Origin of the sequence: Shewanella sp. MEBiC00475 (assembly GCF_005234075.1) — a bacterium.
GTDB classification, from domain to species: Bacteria; Pseudomonadota; Gammaproteobacteria; order Enterobacterales; family Shewanellaceae; genus Shewanella; species Shewanella polaris.
The window spans coordinates 48,326-60,921 of record NZ_CP039928.1; the positions used below are offsets into that span (position 1 = coordinate 48,326).

A 12,596-nucleotide genomic window follows, 5' to 3' on the forward strand; every position below is an offset into this window, starting at 1 on the left:
TATGACCGAAATTACGTATGATTTTCTTGTTCTATTTTTAGTGAATTTTATTTCCATCGTTATACTTTGCTACGGTTGCTATTACCGTATTAATAAGAACGCTAACGTGGCCGGATCCTTCGTTTTATTTGGCATTGGTATATTTTTAATCACGTTCTTACTACACGGCATCGACATGTCGATGGAATTTGCTTTTGGTTTGTTTGCCGTGTTCGGCATGCTGCGCTATCGCACGGATACCATCTCAATAAAAGAGATGACTTACCTGTTTTTGGTTACTGCCATTGCACTGTTATCTGCTGTCAGTAAACTGCCTATATTAGAGTTATTTTCAATCAATGGATCTTTGTGTTTTATTGCTTTTCTGGTCGATACCCGCTTTTTTCAAGGGCACAATCAAATACAGCGGATCTCATACGAACGTATCGATAATATTAAGCCTCAAAATAGGGCGCTATTGCTGGCCGATCTGCGTGAACGCACTGGTTTGCAAGTTACCAGCGTAGATATCGAACATATCGACTTTCTCAGAGATACCGCTGAGCTCATCGTGCACTACACTCCGTCCGATATACTACAGAAAGATCATGCCTCCAGTCCTAACAGTCAAATGGAGACGCATTCATGAAAAAACTCATATCTTATTTAACGCCAACATTATTGTTGTTGGCATCCAGTAGCTCAGCAGCCGATTATCCTGAATTCAAATGGGGAGGTTATATCATGCTCGATCATGATCAATTCTCAGATCTTTTCCTAGAAGATGATGAATCTGATAATTACGGATCAGATGTGCGTCGGGCGCGATTAAGCACAAAAATCAAATTTAGTGACAACTGGAAAAGTAAATTTCAAGTTGATCTGTCTGATGGTGATGCTGTAGAGATTAAGGATGCCTATCTTCAATACCAAGGCTGGGACTGGGCGACTATTACAGTGGGTAAACAAAAAGAGCCCTTTGGTTTAGAGAAACTCACCGGCTCTCGTAATACCTTTATGATAGAGCGCAGTATGGTCACTGAAGCTCTGGCACCAGGACGCAGTGTTGGAGCTAATCTAAGCGGTAAAGAAGGTAACGTTAATTGGGATATTGGCTATTTTCAAGACGAGGATTCTGCAGATAACTATGGGGTTACGGGTAGACTTACATGGGCTCTAGTCGATCCCGATGATAACTTCATCCATCTTGGTGCCGCGTTAAGCGAACGCCGCTTAGGGGGCGATGAATTTCGGATTAATGAACCGTTAGAGGTTTATTCCAGTGATTCATTACTAGAAGGGACCCGACTAAACGCAGATGATGAATCGCTTGCGGGTATTGAATTGATGTGGCAGTACCAAGGCTTTGTCTCCATGGCGGAGTGGATACAAGCTGATATTGACGATCCTACAAAAGGAACCCATCACTATGAAGGTGGCTACTATCAAATGAGCTATCCCCTATCGGGTAAAAATCGCCACTACAAAAATGGCAAACTCAGCAGCATTAAAGCTAATAACGACTGGGAACTTACTTGGCGACTGAGCCAGTTTAACTTAATAGAAGAAAACAGTAAGGCTCAAACCTTCTCCGTTGGTGTTAACTATCTGGTCAACGAAAATTTAATGTTCAAGGTCAACTATATTAGAGCCAAACTCGAAGATGATGGAGAAACATATAACGCTGACAATGCCTTTTCACTGCGTGCTCAATATAGTTTTTAAATCGTGAACCTAAATAGGCATTTAGGATTATCTTTATCATCATGCTTTATCGATACTTAGTCACACTGTTTCATATTCAGGCATTTTTACACATTTAAATCAAAAAGCCCTACCATTATTCATGGTGGGGCTTTTGTTTAACTTTTACCTCAATTAACTTTATCGAGCCAATCAATATTAGGTTTTAAAGTGTCCTACAAGTTCATTCAATTGACTGCCTGAGATGGCTAATGAAGAACTAATGGTCGCTGCTTTTTCTAGATCATCATTCAGTTCAAAGACAATATCTTGAATATGAGTCAGATTTTTGGTGATATCTTCGGCCACGACACTTTGTTCTTCAGCTGCCGTTGCTGTTTGCATCCCCATATCATGAATTTCACCTACAACGTTTTGTATGTCAGATAATCGAGTTTGTATTATTGAAGAGTCATGAACCGCTTGCTCACCACGATGTTGACTTGCAGACATGGTTGTCACGGCTTCTTTAACACCAATTTGTAAATTAGTTAGCATCTGATTAATTTCTTGAGTACTGGCTTGTGTTCGGCTTGCAAGAGTACGGACTTCATCGGCAACAACTGCAAAGCCTCTGCCTTGCTCGCCCGCTCTGGCGGCTTCAATCGCGGCATTCAGTGCCAAAAGATTAGTTTGTTCTGCAATACTACCAATAACGTCAGTTACACCGGTAATACGATCAGTTTGTTCGCTTAATGATTTAATCGCATCCGAAGTGCTATTCACCTCAGAAACAAGCTGATGAATACTATCAATAGCTTGGGTCACTTCTTGTTGAGCGCTATTAATCTGACTATTAGCAGAGCTGATGGCATCTGAGGTTGTATTAGTATTATTTGCCACTTCCCTTGCTGTCGCTGCCATCTCGGTAATGGCCGAGACGACTTTTTCTGTTTCTTGGTTGTGTATATGCATCGTTTTTACTGAGTTTTTGGTTTGTAAGTCGAGACTCTTTGCCGCTTGTTGTACTGAAACCGAACTATTTTTTACCTCTGTTATAATCGGTTGTAAGGTATCCATAAACTGGTTGAAGGCATCACCAAGCTCGGCAATTTCATCTTTACCTTGAGTTTGTAGGCGGCCGGTTAAATCACCATTACCATGTGCGATTTCATTGAGTTTATCAAGCATCGAACTTAATGGAATAAGAGAACGATTGACGACAAAAATAACGGTACTTGCAGTAATAACGAGTCCCAGAATGGCAATCATAATCGCAAAGCTTAAATCTTCAGTCAGTAAGGCTTGCCTCTTTTCAATATATATAGTGACTTGGTCATTAACGTCGTCGACATAGATACCCGTACCCAATACCCAATCCCATTTATCTAAGTATTCGGCATAGCCTAGTTTTGGTGCTTGCGCATTAATGGACGGTTTATTCCATGAGAAATCGAGGAATCCCTCGCCCTTGGTTGCAGCATCAATTAACCCTGCTATTACAGGCACACCATTTTCATCTTTTAGAGCATATAAATTTTTGCCTTCTAGTTCTGGCTTTACGGCGTGGAGAGTATTAACCCCTTTTGAATCATAAGCGAAAAAATAACCATCATCGGCAAAGCGCATATTTTTAAGAATTAGCTTGGCTTGCTCTTTATTATTACCGTTCACATCGGTGTCATAAAGAGCCTTTATGGCAGTTCGTCCCATGCGCAAATTGGCTTTGAGGAAGGTTTGATTTCTTGCCACCAACTCTTTTTTATAATCAATGGCTTGATTCTCAAGATCTGTAATTCCGTTTAAGTAAAAAGTGATTGTGACAAGTAAGGTAATAAGGATCAGTGGCAGCATTGTTAACAGAAGTAGCTTTCCACGACTTTTAAAGTCCATTTTTATTTCTCCAATATAAAGATCTACTTATCTATATAGGCTATATTCCTCAAAATTCCATGTTTTTTGTATTATTTTTAGTTCCTTATCGATTTCTAATCATTTTAATATTTATGATTCATATGCTGTTGTATATTTAAAAACATCTAATGACGCTTTGCTGAGACTAAAATAATTACAGAAATTCAATCGCTAATATGAGTGGAGTTAAATACCAACATTAGTCAGGCATTTTACCAATGAAAGGGATTTTTGATGGCTGTAGAGTGATGTGTAAATACAGGATAAAAATCCTTGATGAGGTTAATGTAAAATAGTTACAAAACGACAATTATGCAAGGCTATGTTTATCTATGGGTATGAGTAATAATCTGCTTACCTCCAGCGTCCACTAGACCAGATAGAGAACAACAACCATATTCCACCAACCACAGCGCCCATAAATCCGAGTATGCCAAATAATGGCAAGCCAAATAACGTCGGACCTCCGTCAACGGTCATCACAATAGAAGAACCAATAATCATCGCCGCGACCACATTACCGACGGCCACTCTGCTAGCGGCACGATCAAGTTGATTGCCAAAGGTTTTTAAACGCGTGACATCAACATGTAACTGGAATCTGCCACTACGCGCGGAACGTAATAGTTGTTGTAAATCTTGCGGTAATCCGGTTATCAACTCAGTGGTGTCGACAATAGCTTGCCAACCTCTCTTCGCCATTGCATCTGGTGCATTTCGTTCTAACATTAGCTGGCGTAATAACGGCTTTGCTTCCGTCACCATATTAAAGTCAGGGTCTAACTGCAAAGCAACACCTTCGAGAGCTATCAATGCTTTAATCAATATAATGATATCCGGGGGTAAGCTAAGTCCATGTTCTCTAAGCAGTGACATCAACTCAGTAAGCATCATGCTCAAATGGAAGTTTTTTAACGACACACCATGATATTTATCAACAAACTCTTCTACTTCAAAAGTAAGACTTTCACAATTGAGCGGAGGATCGCCAGCCCACCCCAGCAATACATCAACAACACGAGGAGCATCAATCTCAACCATGCTATGTAAAAGTTGTACAACTTGATGTCGGCGATCCATAGACAATCGTCCAACCATACCAAAATCAATAAATGCGATGCGATTTTCAGGCAGATAAAAAATATTACCTTGATGAGGATCCGCATGATAAAAACCATCAATCAGAATCATTTTCAACGCAGCTTGACCGCCATACTTAGCTAACAGTTTTCTATCTAACCCAGCCTTCTCCACTGCTGCGATATTTCGTCCAGGGATGCCATCAATAAACTCTTGAACATTGACACGTTCACTGCACCACGACCAATATACTTTAGGAATAACAATATTTGGATCACCAATAAAATTTTTGCCCATTCTTTCAGCATTACGACACTCAGCTAATAAATCCAATTCACGCCGTAAAGAGTGGGTAAATTGACGTACCACCTCACGGGGTCTAAAACGTCGTAAAGCCGTTGACTCTGACTCCATTAGCTCAGCAATGCGGGCAAGTAAACGTAAATCTGCTTCCATTATCGGTCGGATCCCTGGCCTGCGAACCTTAATAATCACTTCTGTCCCATCTTGTAAGCGAGCTCGATGAACCTGCGCAATGGATGCGGCGGCAAAAGGTGTAGGATCAAATTCTGCAAAAGCTTCTTGTGGACTGCACCCTAGATCTTGCTGAAGTTGTTTATTGATTAACTCAAATGGCACCGGAGGAGCTTGATTCTGTAATTTTTCAAATTCAGTAGTCCATTCTGGAGGAAATAGATCCGATCGAGTGGCAAGAATTTGTCCTAGTTTAATAAAGGTAGGCCCCATTTCAGTCAATGCATGACAAAACCTGACGGGAGATTCTAAATTGGTGATGTCTGAAGTATGCTTCCAATGCATTGCTTTACCGGCGCCATTAAACATATTCGCCAAACCAAGTCTACGTAGCACATCGCCGAAACCATAACGGATTAAGACCGAAGCAAGTTCATTCAGTCGGCCAATATCTCGAGCGGTACTTAATGTCTCCCAAAGCATGGCTCACCTATCTATTGATGTTTATTGTCTGAAGACTTGGATGCTAACTTCTCGTCCAATTTTTGTGCAATCGCGTCAAGAAAACCTGCTGCCGCATAAGCGATGTTGCTGGTTACTTTCGAAGCAGAATCGACTCCCGCGGTCACTGTTTCACTTAATCTATCACTTATTTGATAATTTAATAATTTTACGATTTCTGTCGCTTTTTGGCCGACTGCTGTACCCGTTAAACGACCATGACGAACCAAATCATTTAAAGTTTCAGATACCGTCTCATTTGTCTCTTTTGCGGCCTCTTTCAACGTATCTAAATACATAGTTTCGAGTTCACTAAGGTCATTAATAGAACGCTGAAAATCTTGTTTACTAAATGTTTTAACATGTGAACTGGCTTCTTCCACGGCTAATTTTGATGCCTCCGCGGCAGAACATAAGGCATCATCAAGACCCGACACGGCTTTTGCTAACTTGTCCTGACCATCATGGCCATGAATAACAGCACCTAAACCGGCGCCTTTCACCACGCTGCTGGTAACCTGAGTAATCTCATCGAGATCTAATTTACCGTCACTCAATGCTTTGAGGGTAATACGACGTACGTTTTCTCTTATATTACCGTCGGCCTCAACCGCTTCTTTTATGTCACCTTCAAGATGTAGACGATTATTATTTGTATCACTGTTAACTGTACCCATCACTATTCTCCTATACAATATCAAACCACTCAGCAGCCCCAAAATAAGTATTAACATCTAAATTTTTACTTAATGTAGTTTCTATTTTGTGCTTGGTTTTGAATAATAAGCTTCTGTTCTAATTAGATTATATTCCTTGCTCTTGATATTGACTGACAGCTTGCATGGCCTCTATTCCGTAGACCATTGATGGACCACCACCCATAAGCATAGCCACTGACACAGTTTCAGCTATTTCTTCTTTACTGGCTCCTGCCTGTAATGCGTCATGGACGTGAAACGTAATACATCCATCGCATCTAACCGTTATCGCTATGCCAAGGGCAATCAGTTCCTTAGTTTTACTGTCTAGCGCTCCTGGAGCAATAGATGCCTTATGCAGTTCAGCAAAACCTTGCATTGTCTGGGGAATGGCGACTCCAAGTTTTTCCATCCAAGTACCGAGTTCTTTATAGTGTTCAGGAAAGTTTTTCATAGATGTCTCTCTTTACAATTAGATTTGAAAAGATCCGAAAACCCACCACCTAATAAAAATAGGTTTATCTAATAAATCTAAGCCAAATATTTCAGCCAATCCTTGATGCAACTCAATGATGTAGTGAATAGCGGACAATAAATGCTCACTAATGAATATTTCCTCTGCTAGATGCTTATTTTTGTGTATGTTCTAAATTTAGTTGTGTATTGGAATGAATATCCATTGACGTCGCAATAGAGGGAACGCTTTTAACATCTGATTGACTTGTAGGTTGTAGGTTGTATTTTTTAAACTGAATTATATTTAGCAAGTCCTAAATTAATAAAAAAAACTAAAGTGATATTGCGGATATTTTTGTTAATTATTAACCTTTTTAAATTACCTTCCCCCAAAATTACTCACTATAAAAATCTGTTTAACCCATTATTTATTAATTGATTTTTCAATTACTCACCAACAGAGTTGTTCATTTCTTGATTATAAATTCTACTCGCGACGACGTTCAAAATTCTCGCCTGTTGAATTATCAATTCCGCACAAAAAAGCCTTACGTACCAACCAGAACAGCTGTGATAGTAAGGCGTATCTTCTAGGCTAACGATGGTTTGTCTAGGTTTGGCCATCTTAGGTTACCTGTTAAAGATAAAGTTAACTAAAGCCTAATTGAGTGTTTACTATTTAGCCACTTGGGATGGGCCATGTTATTTGAAGCGTAGTTCACTGTTAATTATTTAGTCGTCCGGTGTGGGTGACCATGTTAATTTATCGGACTAATTTTAAAGCCCGCACTGCGGGCTTTATTGTTACTGGCCTATGCTACCAGCTCGATACCGTTTGACAGATCGGCCGGTTTCTCGGCAAATACATAGCCATATATGGCCATGTTAATAAGATGCGTTTGTTAGACCTTTCCACCCAATTTCGAAAACACTAACCCCATAACAGCCCCAAAAACAATATGTAACATCAATGTCATTACCGGCGCCATGATTCCCATAGATAAACCAAAGAATCCTGCACCACTCATTGGCATAGGGCCAATCATCATTAACAACCATGCAGCGACACCCAGAACAATCCCTTTAATGACTTGTGAACGACCAGGTAGTACACCATTAAGGACTGCAAAGGCTGTTCCCCAGGCCACCGAACCAATAACAAAGTGCATGACCCAGCCAATCATCAGGTTGACTTCAGTCCCCATTTTTTCGGCGGCCATAGTAGACATCATGTGAACTGGATCTAACCCGGGCATAATACCCATATTCTTTTTAAGAATCATTAGACCCGTTAGCACCAGTGTGCCAATAAATCCGGCGATAATACCTTTAAAAATTGCAGATAAGTTAAACGACATAATTATATTACTCTCGGTTTAGACCCATGGGTCAATGGATATGATATGAATAAGTAACTACTTATTTGTAATCTCTTATCTAGTATGTTTTTTTGATATTACCCTTTAACTTTATATCCAACAAGTTTAGTCATGTTATTGTTCGATACTTAAAAATTTTATACCAATAAATATTGTCTTGACCTGTTCAACTGTATTCGGACACCCTATCTTCATTATAACCTAACAGCTTATTCAACAGCACGCCAGATAAAGCCGATCATTTAAGTTATTGACGAATAGATCATAAATTCTGTATCTTTGATGTAAAGCAATAAATTAAGTTCAGCCACATAGACCTTCCTTATTACTTTAAGCTTATTTATCGGGTTATTTAATTTAAAATAAGCCAAAAGTCATTATCACTGCATATAAAACTAACTCATTAGCTAGGGTTATATAATTATCAAATCAAGCTTTCTGCACAAGAGAAATATTAATTGGCATTTTATGGAAAAATTAAGCTAAGCACAGTTAAATAGAGTTTTAGTTCTAAATAATGTTAGGGCTTAAACGTTCTAACCTTGCCACATGCTAAGTCCCTCCCGATCATCAAATCTCATATTCAATTTTCGCTACAAAGAAACCAAGCCATTTTCATGATAATTAACATAACGGCTTTTTAGCTTTGATTGCGGCAGTCTTCAGCGCTATTGAAACACGTAAAAATGAATGTAAATTATCAACAAACTTAGTGCTAGATTTAAAATGTTGAGCAATGCGGCGTTGAATGCTGGTGTGGTCTGAAGCTTCTAGAGTGTTGGTCATTTGGGACCGAATAGACCTTTGTATTAATAAATATTGGTCAACATAAGCCATACAGATTAGAACTGCTGTTTCGTCGAGTAACGTTTGGCATTTAAACAGCCCTTCCCGCAAATTCATCGGGAATGGATTAAAACAGCTTTAGCTGGCCCGAAGGGTGAACGCCATGAATGGCGGCGAATAAATCTTCCTGTGCACCTATCTACTTTATTGGCCATGTTAATTCTCGAATCTTTAGTTTTGATAAATAGCACAGAGCAACCGTTCTGTGCTACTTACTAATCTTCTAGTTTCATACAAAAGCATTAAAAAAAGATCATTTATTTACTATCAAACGACCCCTATCGGCTTCTAATTAGAAATTAGCTCTTTACAGAAATCGATATTATTTAATCAGGGAATGATGAAGTTTATTACCTAAAACTCCCCCAGAAAGTAAAAATACCAAGTAAATCCAACCGGATAATGAAAGATTGGCAATCGGTGTGAATAAGGCGCCGACATTACAGCCGTTGGCAAAACGAGTACCGAAGCCCATCAGTAACCCTCCTAAAGCAAAAAGGGCAAATTGTTTTGCAGAATGATTAATTTTAAATGAGAATGAAAATTTACCCATCAGCAGAACAGCAATTAATGTCCCCACCATAATAGCAAAATTCTGCACTGAAATACTATGCTCGAAAAACGGAGTAGTAAACATACCGGCAGGTCGATAAGTAAAGTCAGCAATATCATTTGCACCCATGCCAAAAACCATTAACACTTTACCAAACCAGATGCCGAAGGGTGTTGATGCCCCCCACCCTGCACCCGTTGAGACCATCATAATACCGAAGATCAAAGATATCACCAGCGCCGCTGTTTTCATTTCCCATAGATTACCAATCCATTTATGATAGGTTTCAACACTGAATAAAGTAAAATGCTGCTGAGTATGTTTTTGGGGCATTTCTTGACGTGCAGTTTCACCGGCAACACCCAAGAATGTCCCTTTCGCATAACGGTAATTTTGATATTTTTTAGCGAAAAAAACCACGGTCAAAGCAAAAGCGATGCTCACTAGAATTGAAATAAAATAACCGTTCAAAGGCCCCCAAGTAAATAGATCCGGCAGGTATACCCCTTTCCCAGCAAAACTACTGGAAGAGAATGACGTGGTTGTTATCCATGTTTGTGTCGCCTGCAATGGAAAACCCAAAAACACCCCTGCACCAAAAAAGAATAATGTTGTCAATGCACGCGGAATATCGCTCACCAATTCAACCATCACGCCTGTCGCACAGCAGCTTGAGAGACTCATTCCGGCACCAAACATGACGCCACCCAGCACTAAGCCCAGGTTTATAGGGTTAACCCATAAATTATAGCTGCCGGGATTGGCATTCAGGAGTAAACCCGCATTAATAATGGCGGTAATAACAAACATAAACATTAATGTCTGCAACAATTGCGTTGAACCGCGGCGATACGCACGGTTAACACTGCCGGCAAAACCTATAGACCCCTTTGTTAAGGCAAAACCAAGGCTTAAACCGAACAATAAACGCAAAAAGAGCGATGAACTGTCAAGGAGCACTGCCCCTAAAAGGAGAGAAGATATGGCGATAATAATGCCAAATGAAGCTTGTTTTTTATCCATGCTGATAATCCAGAAGAAATGAAAAGTAGCCATTCATACACTGCGCATATTTGTGTGGGTATGAAATGAACCGTGGATTATTCTCTTGCAGTGGTTATAAGTCCAACCCTTCTTTATAACTTATTGGTCTATATTCATCGGTATATTTATATTGAATAATAAACCGACTGCAAAAAATCAATAATGATTGATTGTGGTTAGTACAATTTTGTTAATAAAAAAGCGTAACCTTACGGGCTTAGTGAAACATGAGGAGCTTCTATTGAATAATCAGATTGTGTCTTAACAATGCCATATATGGCATATTATCAGTCACATTGATCAATTAACTTTATTTGCAAATAGACGTTAGAAGCCTCTTTTAGAGAGATATTCTATAGCCTCACCGCCCAAATCAGGTGTAACTTAAAATTGCCCCTCATAATTTTACTAAGCTAACGATTGTCTATTTTGGTCTGGCCATCTTTAAGTAGCATTTAGGAAGCATAAATAAAGCGTAGATTATTGCCTGTTATTTGACCAACTATTGTGGGTAGCCATACTAATCTGTTCTGAAGCAGTTGTATTTTACCTGCTAGGTAATGACAAAGCCCGTAACTTCCTGATCTGGTCAAGTTAACACTATTACAAATTTATTGTCTCTTTTGCTTCTTTCTTGTTTCTAATCAAAGTCTCTATTGTCTTGCTGAATAAACTATGACGCAATTTGACGGTGAATCTTCCTATAAGCTCTTATCACCACAAAGCGGTCGTATTGTTTTATCCATACTAATTCAGTCAAGAGGACGCTTCATGAACATCGATTTATCCACTCAAATTGCAGGAATACCGCTAGAAAGTTATTTGATGAATGCCTCTGGCCCTAAATGTACCACTTGGGATGAACTGCAAACCATTGCTCAATCAGCTTCAGCAGCAGTGGTAACAAAATCTTGCACTATTAAACCTCGCGAAGGAAACCCTGAACCTAGATATCAAGATTTACCTTTAGGTTCTATCCAATCAATGGGGTTACCTAACTTAGGTTACAAAGCCTATTTAGAAATGATTCCACAATTAAAAGCGCTAGGTAAACCTGTCATCGTCAGCGTTTCAGGTTTCAGTGTTGAAGACAATATTGAAATGGTCAGTGCTTTTCAAAACAGTGATGTTGATTTAATTGAAGTTAACTTCTCTTGCCCTAACATCCCGGGTAAAGCACAGGTCGCCTATGATTTTGAGCAAACTGATAAAGCCCTTGCTGCCATTACAGCACTAGGCAATAAACCGATTGGGATTAAATTAGCCCCTTATTTTGATATGTCACATTTCATTGCCGTGGCCAATATCATTAAAAAATATCCAGTTAAATTCATTACCTGCATAAACTCTATTGGCAATACTTTAGTGATTGACCCGTATACAGAGCAACCGATTATCAAACCTAAAGGTGGTTTTGGTGGCTTATGCGGCGATTACATTAAACCTATCGGTTTGGCCAATGTCCGTGCCTTTCGTGAATTACTCGATGATGACGTGCAAATCATTGGTGTTGGCGGCATTAAAACCGGCATCGATGCATTTGAATATTTATTAGCGGGTGCAGATGCTGTGCAAATAGCCACCTGTTTTGAAAAAGAAGGCGAAAGCTGTTTTGAGCGAATTGAAACTGAGCTTGCTGAGTTTATGCAATCTAAAAGCTACTTCAAAATTTCCGATGCTAAGGGTAAACTAAAACCACTATAACCACCACTTTAGCAAATCAATTTACATCCAATAGCCAGTTCATTTGTTCTGGCTATTTTATGGCCAATAGCAATTGCGAAAAGCTAATACCAATAACTAAAGTTGTAAATATAGCCAATAATTATCGCCAACATCCCCCATTGCTTAGAACCGAAAATATCCCCCAAATTTTTGAAAAATAACATAACTCGCTTTCATGGCTTTGGCGAGGGTTAAGATTGATGTGATTAACTCATCGGCTTTTATCGATACGACTATAGCGTAACGCTAAATAACTGGTTTATC

The 12,596-nt window shown here is 39.3% G+C and carries 9 protein-coding genes and 2 pseudogenes; 3 read left to right on the top strand and 8 right to left on the bottom strand.

Going from position 1 to position 12,596, the window contains the following annotated elements:
- Position 1 precedes the first annotated feature (1 nt).
- Both FCN25_RS00185 and FCN25_RS00190 read left to right on the top strand, forming a co-directional pair.
- Positions 2 to 628 carry a DUF4956 domain-containing protein gene (locus tag FCN25_RS00185; protein ID WP_137220873.1) on the top strand — a complete coding sequence of 209 codons (627 nt, stop codon included), beginning with the start codon at positions 2 to 4 and terminating at the stop codon, positions 626 to 628.
- Positions 625 to 1,704, top strand: a complete 1,080-nt coding sequence (locus FCN25_RS00190) for an OprO/OprP family phosphate-selective porin (RefSeq protein WP_137220875.1) — start codon at positions 625 to 627, stop codon at positions 1,702 to 1,704. Before FCN25_RS00185 ends, FCN25_RS00190 begins: the two co-directional genes overlap by 4 nt.
- Positions 1,705 to 1,881: 177 nt before the next feature.
- On the opposite strand, the gene FCN25_RS00195 is transcribed toward FCN25_RS00190, so the two are convergent.
- From FCN25_RS00195 to FCN25_RS00230, 8 genes and pseudogenes are all read right to left on the bottom strand, one after another.
- On the bottom strand, positions 1,882 to 3,555 hold the full coding sequence (locus FCN25_RS00195; protein WP_137220877.1) for a methyl-accepting chemotaxis protein: 1,674 nt from the start codon (positions 3,553 to 3,555) through the stop codon (positions 1,882 to 1,884).
- 375 nt (positions 3,556 to 3,930) lie between these two features.
- Positions 3,931 to 5,613 (bottom strand): AarF/ABC1/UbiB kinase family protein, encoded by a 1,683-nt coding sequence (locus FCN25_RS00200; protein WP_137220879.1) that lies wholly within the window; start codon positions 5,611 to 5,613, stop codon positions 3,931 to 3,933.
- 11 nt (positions 5,614 to 5,624) lie between these two features.
- Complete coding sequence (locus FCN25_RS00205) at positions 5,625 to 6,308, bottom strand: DUF6781 family protein (protein ID WP_137220881.1); 684 nt, start codon at positions 6,306 to 6,308, stop codon at positions 5,625 to 5,627.
- A 127-nt stretch (positions 6,309 to 6,435) separates the two neighbouring features.
- Positions 6,436 to 6,783 (bottom strand): carboxymuconolactone decarboxylase family protein, encoded by a 348-nt coding sequence (locus tag FCN25_RS00210; protein ID WP_240778463.1) that lies wholly within the window; start codon positions 6,781 to 6,783, stop codon positions 6,436 to 6,438.
- A 495-nt stretch (positions 6,784 to 7,278) separates the two neighbouring features.
- A pseudogene (locus FCN25_RS21030) lies at positions 7,279 to 7,409 on the bottom strand (transposase); the annotation flags it as partial.
- Between the two features lie 278 nt (positions 7,410 to 7,687).
- Entirely contained in the window at positions 7,688 to 8,143 is a 456-nt protein-coding gene (locus FCN25_RS00220; RefSeq protein WP_137220883.1) for a DUF6789 family protein, read from the bottom strand.
- A 756-nt stretch (positions 8,144 to 8,899) separates the two neighbouring features.
- Positions 8,900 to 9,055: pseudogene (locus FCN25_RS00225) on the bottom strand (transposase); the annotation flags it as partial.
- 277 nt (positions 9,056 to 9,332) lie between these two features.
- Positions 9,333 to 10,586 carry a YeeE/YedE family protein gene (locus tag FCN25_RS00230; RefSeq protein ID WP_137220885.1) on the bottom strand — a complete coding sequence of 418 codons (1,254 nt, stop codon included), beginning with the start codon at positions 10,584 to 10,586 and terminating at the stop codon, positions 9,333 to 9,335.
- 792 nt (positions 10,587 to 11,378) lie between these two features.
- Here FCN25_RS00230 and FCN25_RS00235 point away from each other — a divergent pair.
- The gene (locus tag FCN25_RS00235) at positions 11,379 to 12,311 is read left to right on the top strand and encodes a dihydroorotate oxidase (RefSeq protein ID WP_137220887.1); all 933 of its coding nucleotides are present in this window, start codon (positions 11,379 to 11,381) and stop codon (positions 12,309 to 12,311) included.
- Positions 12,312 to 12,596: the final 285 nt, after the last annotated feature.

Bases quoted from the DNA above. Each gene is read 5' to 3' on its own strand.
- FCN25_RS00185 (WP_137220873.1), top strand. From the start codon at position 2: ATGACCGAAATTACGTATGATTTTCTTGTTCTATTTTTAGTGAATTTT.
- FCN25_RS00190 (WP_137220875.1), top strand. From the start codon at position 625: ATGAAAAAACTCATATCTTATTTAACGCCAACATTATTGTTGTTGGCA.
- FCN25_RS00195 (WP_137220877.1), bottom strand. From the start codon at position 3,555: ATGGACTTTAAAAGTCGTGGAAAGCTACTTCTGTTAACAATGCTGCCA.
- FCN25_RS00200 (WP_137220879.1), bottom strand. From the start codon at position 5,613: ATGCTTTGGGAGACATTAAGTACCGCTCGAGATATTGGCCGACTGAAT.
- FCN25_RS00205 (WP_137220881.1), bottom strand. From the start codon at position 6,308: ATGGGTACAGTTAACAGTGATACAAATAATAATCGTCTACATCTTGAA.
- FCN25_RS00210 (WP_240778463.1), bottom strand. From the start codon at position 6,783: ATGAAAAACTTTCCTGAACACTATAAAGAACTCGGTACTTGGATGGAA.
- FCN25_RS00220 (WP_137220883.1), bottom strand. From the start codon at position 8,143: ATGTCGTTTAACTTATCTGCAATTTTTAAAGGTATTATCGCCGGATTT.
- FCN25_RS00230 (WP_137220885.1), bottom strand. From the start codon at position 10,586: ATGGATAAAAAACAAGCTTCATTTGGCATTATTATCGCCATATCTTCT.
- FCN25_RS00235 (WP_137220887.1), top strand. From the start codon at position 11,379: ATGAACATCGATTTATCCACTCAAATTGCAGGAATACCGCTAGAAAGT.